This is a genomic window from Methylobacterium sp. PvP105 (genome assembly GCF_017876975.1).
Taxonomy (GTDB): Bacteria; Pseudomonadota; Alphaproteobacteria; order Rhizobiales; family Beijerinckiaceae; genus Methylobacterium; species Methylobacterium radiotolerans.
In genome coordinates this window covers 4,816,756-4,832,315 of the sequence record NZ_JAGIPA010000001.1, presented here as the reverse complement: position 1 = coordinate 4,832,315, position 15,560 = coordinate 4,816,756, and the positions used below count along the sequence as shown (strand labels likewise).

General features: G+C 70.4%; 12 protein-coding genes. 11 read left to right on the top strand and 1 reads right to left on the bottom strand.

The window, feature by feature from the left end; translation table 11 throughout:
* Window positions 1-217: 217 nt before the first annotated feature.
* From J3A75_RS23620 to dxr, 6 genes are all read left to right on the top strand, one after another.
* On the top strand, window positions 218-1,285 hold the full coding sequence (locus J3A75_RS23620) for a 30S ribosomal protein S2 (RefSeq protein WP_012320390.1): 1,068 nt from the start codon (window positions 218-220) through the stop codon (window positions 1,283-1,285).
* Between the two features lie 118 nt (window positions 1,286-1,403).
* On the top strand, window positions 1,404-2,330 hold the full coding sequence (tsf, locus tag J3A75_RS23615; RefSeq protein ID WP_012320389.1) for a translation elongation factor Ts: 927 nt from the start codon (window positions 1,404-1,406) through the stop codon (window positions 2,328-2,330).
* A 464-nt stretch (window positions 2,331-2,794) separates the two neighbouring features.
* Window positions 2,795-3,517 (top strand): UMP kinase, encoded by a 723-nt coding sequence (gene pyrH, locus J3A75_RS23610; RefSeq protein WP_024829306.1) that lies wholly within the window; start codon window positions 2,795-2,797, stop codon window positions 3,515-3,517.
* Window positions 3,518-3,631: 114 nt separating this feature from the next.
* Complete coding sequence (gene frr, locus J3A75_RS23605) at window positions 3,632-4,195, top strand: ribosome recycling factor (RefSeq protein ID WP_012320386.1); 564 nt, start codon at window positions 3,632-3,634, stop codon at window positions 4,193-4,195.
* Window positions 4,196-4,214: 19 nt separating this feature from the next.
* Entirely contained in the window at window positions 4,215-5,072 is an 858-nt protein-coding gene (locus tag J3A75_RS23600) for a phosphatidate cytidylyltransferase (RefSeq protein WP_070999953.1), read from the top strand.
* A 19-nt stretch (window positions 5,073-5,091) separates the two neighbouring features.
* Window positions 5,092-6,270 (top strand): 1-deoxy-D-xylulose-5-phosphate reductoisomerase, encoded by a 1,179-nt coding sequence (gene dxr, locus J3A75_RS23595; protein ID WP_012320384.1) that lies wholly within the window; start codon window positions 5,092-5,094, stop codon window positions 6,268-6,270.
* 115 nt (window positions 6,271-6,385) lie between these two features.
* Here dxr and J3A75_RS23590 read toward each other — a convergent pair whose 3' ends face one another.
* The gene (locus J3A75_RS23590) at window positions 6,386-7,024 is read right to left on the bottom strand and encodes a TetR/AcrR family transcriptional regulator (protein WP_012320383.1); all 639 of its coding nucleotides are present in this window, start codon (window positions 7,022-7,024) and stop codon (window positions 6,386-6,388) included.
* 137 nt (window positions 7,025-7,161) lie between these two features.
* Between J3A75_RS23590 and J3A75_RS23585 the strand changes: the two genes are divergently transcribed.
* The 5 genes from J3A75_RS23585 to lpxD all read left to right on the top strand — a co-directional run bounded on the left by J3A75_RS23585 (window position 7,162) and on the right by lpxD (window position 15,451).
* Window positions 7,162-8,415 (top strand): HlyD family secretion protein, encoded by a 1,254-nt coding sequence (locus tag J3A75_RS23585; RefSeq protein WP_070999952.1) that lies wholly within the window; start codon window positions 7,162-7,164, stop codon window positions 8,413-8,415.
* An 8-nt stretch (window positions 8,416-8,423) separates the two neighbouring features.
* Window positions 8,424-10,010, top strand: a complete 1,587-nt coding sequence (locus J3A75_RS23580) for a DHA2 family efflux MFS transporter permease subunit (protein WP_070999951.1) — start codon at window positions 8,424-8,426, stop codon at window positions 10,008-10,010.
* Between the two features lie 181 nt (window positions 10,011-10,191).
* Window positions 10,192-11,346 carry an RIP metalloprotease RseP gene (rseP, locus tag J3A75_RS23575; protein WP_070999950.1) on the top strand — a complete coding sequence of 385 codons (1,155 nt, stop codon included), beginning with the start codon at window positions 10,192-10,194 and terminating at the stop codon, window positions 11,344-11,346.
* 422 nt (window positions 11,347-11,768) lie between these two features.
* The gene (gene bamA / locus J3A75_RS23570) at window positions 11,769-14,339 is read left to right on the top strand and encodes an outer membrane protein assembly factor BamA (protein WP_012320379.1); all 2,571 of its coding nucleotides are present in this window, start codon (window positions 11,769-11,771) and stop codon (window positions 14,337-14,339) included.
* Window positions 14,340-14,389: 50 nt separating this feature from the next.
* Window positions 14,390-15,451, top strand: a complete 1,062-nt coding sequence (gene lpxD / locus J3A75_RS23565) for a UDP-3-O-(3-hydroxymyristoyl)glucosamine N-acyltransferase (protein WP_012320378.1) — start codon at window positions 14,390-14,392, stop codon at window positions 15,449-15,451.
* Window positions 15,452-15,560 lie beyond the last annotated feature (109 nt).

The following is a 15,560-nucleotide window of genomic DNA, read 5'->3' as shown; positions in this document are numbered from 1 at the left end:
CGCCCGCGCGGTGCAAGCGCTCTGAACCCAGGCTGTGATCGAGGGATGGCCCGCGCCACCCCGCCGCTTCTTGCCTTCGGACCCGCCCTCTGCTAAGCGCCCGCCCATCCCACACGCGGAGCCGGCCTCATGCCTGAATGAGGCGTTTCCGGTGGTCGTCCGAGATCTCGGCCGGCCGCATCCCTCCGCGGCGGATATAACCGGAGAGCACAAAGACATGGCCGTCGATTTCTCTATGCGTCAGCTCCTCGAGGCGGGCGCACATTTCGGTCACCAGGCGCACCGCTGGAACCCGAAGATGCAGCCGTACATCTTCGGTACGCGCAACAACATCCACATCATCGACCTCGCCCAGACCGTGCCGGCGATGCACCAGGCGCTGCAGGCGGTGAGCGACACCGTCGCTAAGGGCGGCCGCGTGCTGTTCGTCGGCACCAAGCGCCAGGCGGCCGACACGATCGCCGAGGCGGCCAAGCGGTCGGCCCAGTACTACGTCAACTCCCGCTGGCTGGGCGGCATGCTCACCAACTGGAAGACCATCTCGGGCTCGATCTCGCGCCTGCGCAAGGTCACCGAGACGCTGGAGACCGGCGGCCCGGGCCTGACCAAGAAGGAGCGCCTGATGCTCTCCCGCGAGAAGGAGAAGCTCGAGAAGGCGCTCGGCGGCATCAAGGACATGGGCGGCGTCCCGGACCTGCTGTTCGTGATCGACACCAACAAGGAGCAGCTGGCGATCAAGGAGGCGAACCGCCTCGGCATCCCGGTCGCCGCCATCGTCGACACCAACTGCAACCCGGACGGCATCAGCTACATCGTCCCGGCCAACGACGACGCCGGCCGCGCGATCGCGCTGTACTGCGACCTGATCGCCAAGGCCGCCATCGACGGCATCTCGCGCGCCCAGGGCTCGTCGGGCATGGATCTCGGCGCCTCCGAGGAGCCGATGGCCGAGGAGCTGCCGGCGAACGACGACGCGGCCGTCACGGTCGAGTCCGACGCCCTCGACCCGGCCGACGTGGCGATGCTCGCCGAGTCGACCGAGCACTTCGAGCTGCTCGCCGCCCCGCGCGGCGCGCCGGACGACCTGACCAAGCTGAATGGCGCCGGCCCGCAGATCGTGCAGAAGCTCAACGACGCCGGCATCTACCACTACTGGCAGCTCGCCGCGATGACGCCCGAGGACGTCGCCAAGGTCGATGCCGACCTGAAGCTCAACGGCCGCATCGACCGCGATTCGTGGGTCTCCCAGGCCCGCGGCTTCGTCGAGGCCGCCGCCGCGGCCTGATCCAACGGGGCTTCGCGGCGGCACCGTCATCGGGCCGTCGCGAATCCAGGCATACCGGGCCCGGCCGCTCACCCGCGCGCCGGGCCTCTCGCATCCAGACCACACGAAAGGGACCGCCATGGCCAACATCACCGCCGCGATGGTGAAGGAGCTCCGGGAGAAGACCGGCGCCGGCATGATGGACTGCAAGGGCGCGCTCAACGAGACGCAGGGCGACATCGAGGCCGCCGTCGACTGGCTGCGCAAGAAGGGTCTCGCCAAGGCCGCCAAGAAGGCCGGCCGCGTCGCCGCCGAGGGCCTCGTCGCCGTCGAGTCCGCCGGCCACCACGCCGCCGTGGTCGAGGTGAACTCCGAGACCGACTTCGTCGCCCGCAACGACGCCTTCCAGGCCTTCGCCCGCGAAGCCGCCAAGATCGCCCTGAACACCGACGGCACGCTGGAGGGGCTCCAGACCGCCCACTTCCCGGGCGCCACCGAGACCGTCTCGGAGAAGCTGCAGGCCCTGATCGCCACCATCGGCGAGAACATGAACCTGCGCCGGGTCACCAAGCTCGAGGTCAAGAAGGGCGTCATCGCCTCCTACGTGCACAACCAGATCTCCGAGGGCCTCGGCAAGATCGGCGTGCTCGTGGCGCTCGAGTCCGAGGGCGACGTCGACGCGCTCTCGGCGCTGGGCCGCCAGATCGCCATGCACATCGCGGCGACCAACCCGGTGGCGCTGGACGCCTCGGGCGTCGACGCCGCCACGGTGGAGCGCGAGTCGAACATCCTGCGCGAGAAGAACGCCGGCAAGCCGGACCACGTCCTCGCCAAGATCATCGAGAGCGGCCTGAAGAGCTACTACAAGGAGGTCACCCTCCTGGAGCAGCCCTTCGTGCACGACGGCTCCAAGACGGTGAGCCAGGTCCTCAAGGAGGCCGGCTCCAAGGTCGGCGGCCCCGTGACCCTGACGGGCTTCGTCCGCTACGCGCTGGGCGACGGCATCGAGAAGGAAGAGGGTCCGGACTTCGCCACCGAGGTCGCCCAGCAGGCCGGCCGCGCCTGAGTTCGAGCGCGAGCGCCGGGCCTGCCGGGCTCGCGCGTGACCAGCCCCGTCCGGCACGAGCCGGGCGGGGCTTCGCGTTTCCGGAGTCGCGGGATCGATCCACGCCGGGCCGTGTTGCGCCGCACGCCCCGCCTCGCGGCGCCGCTCTACGTTCCCGGCATGGCTCTGAAACCCTTCTCCTACCTCATGATCGGCGTGTTCGCCTCCGGCCTCGCCATGACCGTCTTCGGCGCCGTCGGCGTCCTCGCCGGCAGCTGAGAGCCGGCGCCGGCGCTCCGGATTCGGACCGCGCCGGCGGCGCAGACGTCCTCCCCGGGCGACCGTCTCTCGCACGTCGCTCGCGCGCCGGTAGCATTTCGGCCCACGATCCCCGCCGTATCGGTGCCGGGCCTCTCGACGGCGCTCGGGCGGTTGACGTAGAAGCCTCCCCGCTTGCGCGATGCGGGATGGAGCCGGGGGCCCAGATGCCGGAGACGACGCCGTTTCGCCGTATCCTCGTGAAGCTGTCGGGCGAGGCGCTCGCCGCTCCGGACGGCTACTGGTTGCATCCGCCGACCCTGGCGGCGCTCGCCGAGGACATCGCCCGCACGATCGAGGCGGGTGCCGAGATCGCCATCGTGGTGGGCGGCGGCAACATGATCCGCGGGGCGCGGATCTCCGCGGCCGGCTGGATCGACCGGGCGACCGGGGATTCCCTCGGCATGATGGCCACGGTGATGAACTCGCTGGCGATCGAGACGGCGCTCAACGCCGCGGGCGTCCAGGCGCGGACCATGTCGGCGGTGTCGATGCCGACCATCTGCGAGACCTACGCCCGCCAGCCGGCGCTGCACCATCTGGACAAGGGCCAGGTTGTCGTCCTCGCCGGCGGCACCGGCAACCCGTTCTTCACCACCGACACCGCCGCGGTGCTGCGCGCCGCCGAGCTGCGCTGCGACGCGGTTCTCAAGGCGACGCAGGTGGACGGCGTCTACTCGGCGGATCCGAAGAAGGATCCGAGTGCCACGCGCTACGACCGCATCACCCACGACGAGGCGATCGCCCGCGACCTCAAGGTGATGGACACCGCCGCCTTCGCGCTGGCCCGGGAGAGCCGCCTGTCGATCGTGGTCGGCTCGCTCCACCCGCCGAGCTCGATCGCCGCGATCCTGTCGGGCGACGCGCCCTCGACCCTCGTGGCGCCCTGACACGCGGCACGATCGGGGTCGCGACCGTTTGCGGCCCTGAAAAAATTCGTCCATTGAGGCCGCGACTGCCCGCGCCGGGCTCAAGACCACGTCAGACGTCTCGGGACGACCCTCATGGCCACACCGGAATTCGATCTCAACGACATCAAGCGCCGCATGCAGGGCGCCGTCGCCTCGCTCTCGAAGGATCTCGGCTCGCTGCGCACCGGGCGCGCCACGCCGTCGCTCCTCGACCCGATCCAGGTCGACGCCTACGGCTCGATGATGCCGATGGCCCAGGTCGCCACCGTCAGCGTGCCGGAGCCCCGGCTCCTGTCGATCTCGGTCTGGGACCGCAGCATGGTCACGGCCGTCGAGAAAGCGATCCGCGAATCCGACCTCGGCCTCAACCCGCAGACCGAGGGGCAGACCATCCGGCTCCGCATCCCCGAGATGAACGAGCAGCGCCGCAAGGAGATGGTCAAGGTCGCCCACAAGTACACCGAGGAGGCTCGCGTCGCCGTGCGCCACGTGCGCCGGGACGGCCTCGACCACCTCAAGAAGCTCCTGAAGGACAGCGCCATCTCGGAGGATGACGAGAAGCGTCAGGCCACCGACGTTCAGAAGGCGACCGACCAGTACATCGCCGAGATCGACGGCGTGCTGGCCTCCAAGGAGAAGGAGATCATGCAGGTCTGAGGCGCGGGACGGGACGCGCGTGACCTCCGCCGCCGCACCGGCCGCGCGTCCCTCGGGGCGGCGCGAGCTGTGGCTGCGCGTCGCCTCGGGCCTCGTGCTCGGGGCCGGCGTGCTGGCCGCGCTCGTCTATGGCGGCTGGCTCTTCGCGGGGATCTGGCTCGCCGCCGGCATCGTCGGCTTCGCCGAGTGGATGGTGATGAGCCGCACGGAGCCCCGCGAGGTGCTGATCGCGCTGGGCGCGGCGACGCTCGGCGCCCTGCTGCTCTGCCAGCGCGGCGGCGCCCCGACGCCGGCCTGCCTCGCGGTCCTGCTGCTCGGCGCCGCGGCCTGCGCCACGGTGGCGCGGACCGGCCGGGGCCGGCTCCGCGCCTTCCTCGGGGTGCTCGGCGCGGCGGCGATCGCGGCGGTGCCGGTGGCCCTGCGCGACGATCCTGCCATCGGCCTCGTCGGGCCGGCCTGGATGTTCGCGGTGGTCTGGTCCACCGACATCGCGGCCTACTTCGCCGGTCGGAAGATCGGCGGCCCCAAGCTGATGCCGCGGGTCTCGCCCAACAAGACGTGGTCGGGCGCCCTCGGCGGCCTCGTCGGCGCGGTCGCCGCCGGGACGCTGGTCCCGGTGGTCGCCGACCTCGCCGGCACGACCCTGCCCAGCGCCGCCTCCCTCCCGGTGGTGGCGGGCGTGAGCGCGCTGGCCTCGGTCCTGAGTCAGGCGGGCGACCTGATCGAATCCGGCCTGAAGCGCCGCTACGGCGTCAAGGATTCGGGGAAGATCATCCCCGGCCACGGCGGCGTCATGGACAGGCTCGACGGATTCTTCGCGGTCGCCGTGCTGGCGGCTGTCTATCTCGCCCTGCGCGGCGGCGGTCTGATCCCGTGACGATGAGGGAGTTGAACCCGTGACCCAGGTCGTCACCGTCTTCGGCGCCACCGGCTCGATCGGCCGCTCCACCGCCGACCTCCTGGCCCAGCACGCCGACCGTTTCCGCGTCGGCGCCCTGGTGGGCGGCAAGGATCCCGTCGCCCTGGCCAAGGTCGCCCGCGAGCTCAACGCCTCCTTCGCGGCGCTCGCCGACGAGGCCGCGGGCCCGGCGCTGGCCGAGGCCCTGTCGGGCTCCGGCATCCCGAGCGGGGCGGGGGAGGCGGCCGTCATGGAGGCCGCCGCCCGCGACGCCGACATCGTCGTCGCCGCCGTGAGCGGGGCGGCGGGGCTGAAATCGACCCACGCGGCCCTTCGGCTCGGCCGCAAGGTCGCCCTCGCCAACAAGGAGAGCCTCGTCTGCGCCGGCGACGCCTTCATGCGCGACGCCGCCCGCTACGGCGCCACGATCCTGCCGATGGATTCCGAGCACGACGCGCTGAGCCAGGCGCTGGCCGGCCGGCCGCTCGCCGACGTCCGCACCATGATGATCACGGCCTCGGGCGGCCCGTTCCGGACCTGGAGCCGCGAGCGGATCGCCGCCGCCTCCGCGGCCGAGGCCGCCGCCCATCCGACCTGGTCGATGGGGATGAAGATCAACATCGATTCGGCGAGCCTGATGAACAAGGGGCTCGAGCTGATCGAGGCGCACCACCTGTTCGGCATCGAGCCCGAGCGGCTCGACGTCGTGGTGCACCCGCAATCGGTGATCCACGGGATGGTCTACTGGCTCGACGGCGCCGTGACCGCCGAGCTGGCGCTGCCCGACATGCGCGTGCCGATCTCGCACTGCCTCGGCCTCGGTGACCGGCTCACGATCCAGCGGGGCCGCCCCCTCGACCTCGTGAAGCTCGGATCGCTCACCTTCGAGGCCGCGGACGAGGCGCGCTTCCCGTGCCTGCGGATCGCCCGCGCGGCGCTGGCGGCGGGCGGTGCGGCGCCGACCGTGATGAACGCGGCCAACGAGATCGCGGTGGCGGCCTTCATCGCCGGCCGGATCGGCTTCTACGGGATCAGCGATCTGGTCGAGCGCGCCTGCGCGCACTTCGCCGGCCGGTACCGGACCGCGCCCGCCGACGTCGACGAGGCGCTCGCCATCGATGCCCACGTGCGGATCTGGAGCGCCGAGGCCCTGCCGGAGCTGCGCGCCGCCGGCTAAACCCGGTCATTGCGAGCGCGGCGAAGCAACCCAGGTCGGCGCAACATTCTGCGAGCGTCGCGCCGCTGGATCGCTTCGCCGCGCTCGCAACGACGTTTCCCGCCTGAGCTGCGCCTCAGCGCGCGGGGCCGTACCCGGCCAGGAACACCCGGACTGCCTCGTCGACCTGATGGCGCATCTCGGCCTCGCCGGCGATGCCGCCCGCCGCGAACAGCAGGCGGGTCAGCAGACCCGCCTGGCAGAGATGCAGGAAGTGCCGGGCCGCGAGCTCGGTGTCGGCGATCGTCAGGCGCCCCGCCTGGACCTGCGCGTCGAGGTAGCGCGAGAGGCGCTCGACGCCGCGGGCCGGACCGGCCTGATAGTAGACCTGCCCGAAGCGCGGAAACTTCTCGCTCGCGCCGATGACCATGCGGACCAGCGAGACGTGCGCCGGCCGGCACATCTCGGTCAGGAAGCTGCTTCCGAGCCGCGTCAGGACGCCCGGCACGTCGGGATCGTCCGCGTCCAGGGTGAACAGGGCCTCGGCGAGGCTGGCCTTCTCCTGGATCGCCAGCGCCTCGAACAGGTCCTCCTTGTTCTCGAAGTAGACGTAGAGCGTGCCCTTCGAGACCCCGGCCGCCCGGGCGATCTCGCCCATGCTGGCCCCGTCGAACCCCGCCGCCAGGAACACCGTCCGCGCGCCCTCGAGGATCTGCTGCCGCTTGTCGCCCTCGTGCTGGGCCTGACCCCGCTCCAGCGCCGCACCCTGAGCCATCATCCCGCTCCGCACCGTGACACCGTCACGCTTGACCGAACCGTTCGGTCAAAATAACCTGCGGCTTCTTCGGGGGCGCGTCAAGTCGTGCCTGGTTATTGACCGAACGGTTCGGTCATCTCTTTCGAGGCGCTGATATGTCCCTTCGCGAGGACGCCGATCGGCCGAGTTCCGGTCTCGAGACCGGTATTGAGACCCGAATCGAGGCCGGGGACGAGGCGCGTGCCGAGCGCACCGCGCCGGCCGCCACCGCGGCGTCCCTGCCGACGCCCGTGCCGGTCGAGGCGCCGCCCGCGCGCAAGCGCTCCATGAGGCGGCTCGTCCTGCTCGGACTGCTGACGGCCGCCCTGGGCGGCGGCGCGTATCAGGGGTGGCAGTGGTGGACCGTCGGGCGGTTCTTCGTCTCGACCGACGACGCCTACGTCCAGGCCGACATCTCGGTCCTCGCGGCCAAGATCCCGGGCTATCTCCAGTCGGTCCCGGTGGTGAACGGCCTCGCGGTGAGGAAGGGCGACGTCATCGCCAAGCTCGACGACGGCGACTACCGCCTCGCGCTGCAGGCGGCGCAGGACAAGCTCGCCACCCAGGAGAGCACGATCGCGCGGATCGGCCGGCAGGCCGAGGCGGCGCAGGCCCAGGTCGCCCAGGCCGCCGCGCAGCTCGACGCGACCCGCGCCGACGCCGTCCGCGCCCAGGCCGACTTCGCCCGGTCGACGCAGATGCAGGCGGATTACGTGGCCAAGTCGCGCATCGACCAGACCCGTGCCGACCGCGACCGCACCGAGGCCTCCGTGAAGGCCATGGAGGCGGGCCTCCTCGCGGCCCGCGCCAACGTGGACGTGCTCCAGGCGCAGAAGCGCGAGGCGGAGAGCCTCGCGGCGGAACTCCGCACCGCCGTCGACCGGGCCCGGCGCGACCTCGACTTCACGGTCATCCGCGCGCCCTTCGACGGTGTGGTCGGCAACAAGGCCGTCGAGGCCGGCGCCTATGTCGGGCCCGGCACGCGGGTCGCCGCGCTGGTCCCGCTCCAGAGCGTCCGGATCGACGCGAACTTCAAGGAGACCCAGGTCGAGCGCATGCGTCCCGGACAGCCGGTGACCGTGACGGTCGACGCCTATCCGGACCGTGAGATCCACGCCGTGGTGGAATCGTTCTCGCCGGCCTCCGGCTCGGTCTTCAGCCTGCTGCCGCCCGACAACGCCACCGGCAACTTCACCAAGATCGTCCAGCGCCTGCCGGTCCGGGTGCGCGTGCCCGAGGAGGTCGCCCGGGAGGGCCTGCTGCGGCCGGGCCTGTCGGCGGTGGTGCGGGTCGATACCCGCACCGGCGCGGACCGCTCCGTCCTCGACCGCGCCTCCGCGGCGCGGCCGGTCAGCACCGCGAGCCGCTGAGACCGGCCATGGCCGCCAGCGCCGCCCTCGCGCCCGGCGCGCCGATCCGCGCCGCCGATCCGCCCCTCGACCGCCGCCGCATGGTGGCGTTCGTCTGCATGGTCTTCGGCATGTTCATGGCGATCCTGGACATCCAGATCGTCTCGGCCTCCCTGAACGAGATCCAGGCCGGCCTCTCGGCCTCCGGCGACGAGATCCCCTGGGTCCAGACCAGCTACCTGATCGCCGAGGTCATCTCGATCCCGCTCTCCGGCACCCTGTCGCGGGTGCTCTCGACGCGCTGGATGTTCGCCATCTCGGCGGGCGGCTTCACCCTGATGAGCCTGATGTGCGCCACCTCCTCGTCGATCGGCGAGATGATCGTCTGGCGGGCGCTCCAGGGCTTCATCGGCGGCGGCATGATCCCGACCGTCTTCGCCGCGGCCTTCACGATCTTCCCGCCCTCGAAGCGGACCATCGTCTCGCCGATGATCGGCCTCGTGGCGACGCTGGCGCCGACGATCGGCCCGACGGTGGGCGGCTACCTGACCGACCTGATGTCGTGGCACTGGCTGTTCCTGATCAACGTCGTGCCGGGCATCTTCGTGACCGTCTCGACCTGGATCCTGGTCGATTTCGACGAGCCCAATTACGGCCTGATCAGATCGTTCGACTGGGCCGGCCTCGCCTTCATGGCCGGCTTCCTCGGCTGCCTCGAGTACGTGCTGGAGGAGGGGCCGAACCACGACTGGCTGCAGGACGAGGCGGTCTTCGCCTGCGCGGTCGTCTGCGGGACGTCGGCGCTGCTGTTCTTCTGGCGGGTCTTCACGGCCAAGCAGCCGATCGTCGATCTCCGGGCCTTCTCGGACCGGAACTTCGCCAGCGGCTGCGTGGCGAGCTTCGTGCTGGGCATCGGCCTCTACGGTCTGACCTACATCTACCCGGTCTACCTCGCCCGGGTGCGCGGCTACTCGGCGCTGATGATCGGCGAGACGATGTTCGTCTCCGGCCTGTGCATGTTCGCCACCGCCCCGATCGCCGGCCGGCTCTCGGGCAGGGTCGATCCCCGCATCATGATGGGGATCGGCTTCGTCGGCTTCGCCTGCGGCACCTGGATCGTCACCGGGCTCACCAAGGACTGGGACTTCTACGAGCTGCTGCTGCCGCAGATCCTGCGCGGCTGCTCGCTGATGCTGTGCATGATCCCGATCAACAACATCGCGCTGGGCACGCTGCCGCCGGCGCGGATGAAGAACGCGTCGGGGCTGTTCAACCTGACCCGCAACCTCGGCGGCGCGGTCGGGCTCGCGCTGATCAACACGATCCTCAACGACCGCTGGGACCTGCACCTCGCCCGGCTCCACGAGCGCTTCACCTGGGCGAACACGGCCGCGCTGGAGCGCCTCGACGCGCTGCAGCGCGGCTTCGACGCCTACGGCAGCGCCGCCTCCGGCATGGCGCTGAAGGCGATGACCAACACGGTGCGGATCCAGGGCCTCGTCATGGCCTTCGAGGACGTGTTCCTGACCCTCACGGTCCTGTTCCTCGCGATGGCCTGCGCGGTCCCGATGATCCGGCGGCCGAATGCCGGCGCGGGCGGAGGCGGCGGCCACTGACGGGCGGGACCGCCGCGCGCGATCGGCCGGTGCGGTATCGGACGGTGCGGTTTCGGACGGTGCGTGCGACGTTCCGCGGCCGAGCCGCAGGATTGCGTTGGCGGTCGGCACCGCCGATCTGCTAGACAGGGCGGATGGCCGGCCCGAGAAGCCGGCGCCGAGACGGCCAGGAATACGGCTTATGGACTTCCTCAACGCGATGGGCGGGACCGCCGGCGGTTTCTTCGGTGCCGTGATCCCGTTCCTGTTCGTGCTCACCGTCGTGGTGTTCGTGCACGAGATGGGCCACTTCTTGGTCGGGCGCTGGTGCGGGGTCGGCGTGCACGCCTTCTCGCTCGGCTTCGGCCCCGAGCTGTTCGGCTTCAACGACCGGCGCGGCACCCGCTGGAAGGTCTGCGCGATCCCGCTCGGCGGCTACGTGAAGTTCCACGGCGACGTGAACGGCGCCAGCATGCCGGATCCGGAGGCCGTCGCCCGGATGAGCCCGCAGGAGCGGGCGATCAGCTTCCCGACCCAGCCCGTGTCGAAGCGCGCCGCGATCGTCGCCGCTGGCCCGGTGGCGAACTTCATCCTGGCGATCCTGCTCTTCGCGGGCGCCATCTGGCTCGGCGGCCGCTACGAGCTGCCCGCCCGGGTCTCGTCGGTGGAGCCGAACAGCGTCGCCGCCCAGGCCGGCTTCCAGCCCGGCGACGTGATCACCGCCATCGACGGCGAGAAGATCGGCGACTTCAACGCCATGTACCGCACGGTCACCGGCAGCGCCGGGACGCTGCTGACCTTCACGGTGGAGCGCAACGACCAGCCCATCACCATCCAGGCGACGCCGGCGACCTTCGAGGAGAAGACGCCGTTCGGCCGCCACCGGATCGGCCGGCTCGGCATCCGCTCCCCCGCGGGCTCGGAGGCGCGGCTCGTGCATTACGGCGCGCTCGACTCGCTCAATCTCGGCGTGAAGGAGACCTACTTCGTCGTCGAGCGCACCTTCTCGTATCTCGGCAAGCTCGTGACCGGCCGGGAATCCGCCGACCAGCTCTCGGGTCCGATCGGCATCGCCCGCGTCTCCGGCGAGGTCGCCAAGACCGGCGGCGTCGGCGGTCTGGTCGGGCTGATCGCCCTGCTCTCCGTCTCGATCGGCCTGCTCAACCTGTTCCCGGTGCCGCTGCTCGATGGCGGCCACCTGCTGTTCTACGCCTTCGAGGTGGTGCGCGGCCGCCCGCTCAGCGAGCGGGCCCAGGAGATCGGCTTCCGCATCGGCCTCGCCCTGGTGCTGATGCTGATGCTGTTCGCCGCCTGGAACGACATCCTCAACCTCGGCGCCTCCTGGCGGAACACCTGATCCGGGGCCGGCGGGGATCCCGGTATCCCCGCCGGATCTCCACCGGAAACGCTGCCCCAATCCCGCCGCGATCTCGCCCGGACACCGCCCGGATGACGCCCCGCCGGCGCGTCGAAACGGGGTTAAAATCGCGTTCACGGGATCGCGAGGGCCGCTGAAAAGGTGCGACGGCCCAGACGTTTACGGGTCGTTCACCACGATCCGCGGTTTGCCCGCAGGCTGACCGCACCGTTAAGTGGCGCGAAGGCCACGACCCCCCAAAATCCCCTGACGATGGCCTCCCGCGCGTTTGCTTGGCAGGGGAATCCCGCTAAGAGCTACGCTTGGACCGAAGCCACGCTTGGACCAGGTGACGGGACGGCCGATCAACGGTCGCCTGTGACGGGCTAACCCCCGCGACCAGAACAGAAACGGGCGATTGCATGATGTCGTTGACGGGGAAGCCCCGACGTAAGTCGGTGCGGAAAACCATCGTCCTAGTCACTGCCGGTCTGGGTGTCGTCCTGAGCGGGGCTGCCCAGGCGCAGCAGATCGTCGTCCAGGGCAACCAGCGCGTCGATGCCGACACGATCCGGTCCTACGTGACCGGGACGGCGTCCGGCTCCGCCGAGGAGGCCCGCCGCAACCTGCTCGCGAGCGGGATGTTCTCCGACGTGAAGGTCGCCCAGTCGGGTGGCCGCACGGTGGTGACGGTCCGCGAGAACAACCTGATCAACCGCGTCGTCTTCGAGGGCAACAAGAAGATCGAGAAGGCCACCCTGGAGGGCGTGGTCGAGGCCAAGGCCCGCGGGCCGTACAGCGAGGCGATCATCAACGCCGACCTCGCGCGCATCCGCGACGTCTACAAGCGCTTCGGCCGCGGCACCGCCAAGGTGACCTACCGGACGGTCGACCTGCCCAACGGCCGCGTCGACGTGATCTACCAGATCGACGAGGGCGATAAGACCGGCATCATCTCGATCAACTTCGTCGGCAACAACGCCTACTCGGAGCGGACGCTGAAGGGGCTGATGAGCTCCTCGGAGATGAACTTCCTGTCGTTCATCAAGACCTCCGACGTCTACGATCCCGACCGCATCACCAACGACCTCGACCAGGTCCGCCGCTACTACCTGAAGAACGGCTACGCCGACTTCCAGGTGGTCAGCGCCGACGCGCGCTACGTCGAGGGCGACAAGTCCGGCTACGTCATCACCATCACGGTGAACGAGGGCGAGCAGTACAAGGTCGGCGCCGTCCAGGTGGATTCGCGCCTGCCGGGCCTCGACACCACGAAGCTCGACAGCGACATCGCCACCTCGGTGGGCGACATCTACAACGCCGACGACGTCGAGAAGACGCTCAACAACGTCACCCGCGAGGTCAACCGCGCCGGCTACCCGTTCGCGCAGGTCCGCCCGACCGGCCAGCGCGACCCGGCGAGCCACCAGGTCTCCCTGGGCTTCGTGGTCGAGGACGGCCCGCACGTCTACGTCGAGCGCATCAACATCCGCGGCAACACCCGCACCCGCGACTACGTCATCCGCCGCGAGCTCGATATCGCGGAGGGCGACGCCTACAACCGCGTGCTGACCGACCGCGCCGAGCGCCGCCTGAACGGCCTGGGCTTCTTCAAGAAGGTCCGCTTCTCCAACGAGCCGGGCTCGGCCCCGGACCGCGTGGTCATCAACATCGACGTCGAGGATCAGCCCACGGGTTCGTTCTCGGTGGCGGGCGGCTACTCCACCCAGGACGGCATCATCGGCGAGGTCTCGGTCTCCGAGTCGAACTTCCTCGGTCGCGGCCAGTACGTCCGCCTCGCCGGCACGGGTGGCCAGTACTCGCGCGGCGTCGACTTCTCGTTCACCGAGCCGTACTTCCTCGGGTACCGCCTCGCGGCGGGCTTCGATGCCTTCTACAAGTACTCCGACCTGACCCGGTACTCGCGCTACGAGACCACGGTGTACGGCGGCCAGCTGCGCCTCGGCCTGCCGATCACCGAGGAATTCGGCATCACGCTGCGCTACTCGCTGTACAACACCGAGCTGAAGGTGCCGAACACCCTCAAGCGGCCGTACAACGACTGCTCGATCCCGATCCCGGGCTACACCGCCACCTACGCGGCGGGCACGATCGACCCGAACACGGGCCGGAACATCGGCGGCCAGTCGATCTACCCGAACTGCGCGTATGACGGCGAGGCCTCGATCGCCATCAAGGGCTCGCAGGGCAACACGCTCACGTCGCTGGCCGGCCTGACGCTCGCCTACTCGACCCTCGACGTGATCGGCGCGCCCCGCAACGGCCTCTACGCCGAGCTGAAGCCCGACGTCGCCGGCCTGGGCGGCGACTCGAAGTTCTTCCGCGTGACCGCCGACGCGCGGTACTACAAGGAGATCTTCGAGGACGTGGTCGGCTTCATCCGCTTCCAGGGCGGCCACATCTCGTCGCTCAACAACGACCCGCTGCGGGTGACCGACCAGTTCTTCCTCGGCCCGTCGCTGGTCCGCGGCTTCGCGCCGAACGGCATCGGCCCGCGCGACGTCGGCATCGCCGACGCCCGCTCGAACGCGATCGGCGGTTCCACCTACATCGGCGGCACCCTCGAAGTGCAGTTCCCGCTGCCCCTCGTTCCGCGCGATCTGGGCCTGAAGGGCGCGCTCTTCGCCGACGCCGGCACGCTGTTCGGCTATCACGGCCAGCGCAACTTCAACGTGAACGGCGACGCCTTCATCAACGGTGTCTCGCCGACGACCGGGAAGTGCAACTTCAACGCCTTCACGATCGGCGTGGAGCCGGAATGCGTGAACGTCCGCGATACGGCGGCGATCCGCTCCTCGATCGGCGCGTCCATCCTGTGGAACTCGCCGCTCGGCCCGATCCGGTTCGACTACGCCTACGCGCTGTCGAAGGACGAGGGTCAGAAGGTGTTCGTCCCGATCCTCGGCAAGTACGGCCATATCGGCGCGGATCAGGTCCAGGCGTTCCGCTTCTCCGGCGGCTCGCGCTTCTGATAAAAATCCCGCGCGCCGGCCGGATTGTTCCGGCCGGCGCGTTGTCGAACATGTCAGATCCCGTTTTCTTCACCGCCGCCGCCACAGGCCTCACCCTGGCCGAGATCGCGGCGGCCGCCGGCACCGGCCTCCCCGAGGGGGCGGACCCGGATCGCCGGTTCAGCGGCGCGGCCTCCCTGGAGAGCGCCGGCCCGGACCACCTCGCCTACATGGACAACGCCCGCTACGGCGACGCCCTCGCGGCGACGCGGGCGGGCGCGTGCCTCGTCTCGCCCCGCTTCGCGGCGCGCTGTCCCGCCGGCACGGTCGCCCTCGTCAGCCGCGACCCCTACCGCGCTTACGCCGCGCTGCTCGGCCGCCTGCATCCGGACGCCCTGCGTCCCGGCTCGCAATTCGCCGTCCGCGGCGTCGCCCCCGGCGCCCACGTCCATCCCGAGGCCCGTCTCGAGGACGGCGTCACGGTCGATCCCGGCGCGGTGATCGGGCCGGGCGCCGAGATCGGCGCCGGAACGGTGGTCGGACCCAACGCCGTGATCGGACCGGGCGTCCGGATCGGGCGCGACTGCGCGATCGGCGCCGGCACGACCCTGAGCCACGCCCTCCTCGGAAACCGGGTGATCGTCCATCCCGGGGCGCGGCTCGGGCAGGACGGGTTCGGCTTCGCCATGGGCGCCACCCATCTCAAGGTCCCGCAGGTCGGGCGCGTCATCGTGCAGGACGACGTCGAGATCGGCGCCAACACCACGGTCGACCGCGGCGCCTCGCGCGACACGGTGATCGGGGAGGGCACCAAGATCGACAACCTCGTGCAGATCGCCCACAACGTCGTGATCGGGCGCCACTGCGTCATCGTGTCGGGGGTCGGCATCTCCGGCTCGACCACGCTGGAGGACTACGTCGTCCTGGGCGGGCAGGTCGGCGTCGTCGGCCACCTGCGCATCGGCCGCGGCTCGCAGATCGCCGGCTCGTCCAACGTCAACCGCGACGTGCCGCCGGGAAGCCGCTGGGGCGGGACGCCCGCCAAGCCGGTGCGGGCGTGGTTCCGCGAGCTGACGACGCTCGCGCGTCTCGCCGAACGCTCGGGCAAGGACCAAGCGGGAGACGACGCCTGACCGGGAAGGCCTTGCGCTTCCGGCGATTTCTTCCGAAGAGGGCGGTCGGCGCGCCGGAGGCGGCCGGATTGCGGGCCGCCGAAGGCGGCAAGTCGAGGTGCGGATTTCG

Bases quoted from the DNA above. Each gene is read 5' to 3' on its own strand.
- lpxD (WP_012320378.1), top strand. From the start codon at position 14,390: ATGTCAGATCCCGTTTTCTTCACCGCCGCCGCCACAGGCCTCACCCTG.
- J3A75_RS23580 (WP_070999951.1), top strand. From the start codon at position 8,424: ATGGCCGCCAGCGCCGCCCTCGCGCCCGGCGCGCCGATCCGCGCCGCC.
- J3A75_RS23620 (WP_012320390.1), top strand. From the start codon at position 218: ATGGCCGTCGATTTCTCTATGCGTCAGCTCCTCGAGGCGGGCGCACAT.
- pyrH (WP_024829306.1), top strand. From the start codon at position 2,795: ATGCCGGAGACGACGCCGTTTCGCCGTATCCTCGTGAAGCTGTCGGGC.
- tsf (WP_012320389.1), top strand. From the start codon at position 1,404: ATGGCCAACATCACCGCCGCGATGGTGAAGGAGCTCCGGGAGAAGACC.
- frr (WP_012320386.1), top strand. From the start codon at position 3,632: ATGGCCACACCGGAATTCGATCTCAACGACATCAAGCGCCGCATGCAG.
- J3A75_RS23585 (WP_070999952.1), top strand. From the start codon at position 7,162: ATGTCCCTTCGCGAGGACGCCGATCGGCCGAGTTCCGGTCTCGAGACC.
- bamA (WP_012320379.1), top strand. From the start codon at position 11,769: ATGATGTCGTTGACGGGGAAGCCCCGACGTAAGTCGGTGCGGAAAACC.
- rseP (WP_070999950.1), top strand. From the start codon at position 10,192: ATGGACTTCCTCAACGCGATGGGCGGGACCGCCGGCGGTTTCTTCGGT.
- J3A75_RS23590 (WP_012320383.1), bottom strand. From the start codon at position 7,024: ATGGCTCAGGGTGCGGCGCTGGAGCGGGGTCAGGCCCAGCACGAGGGC.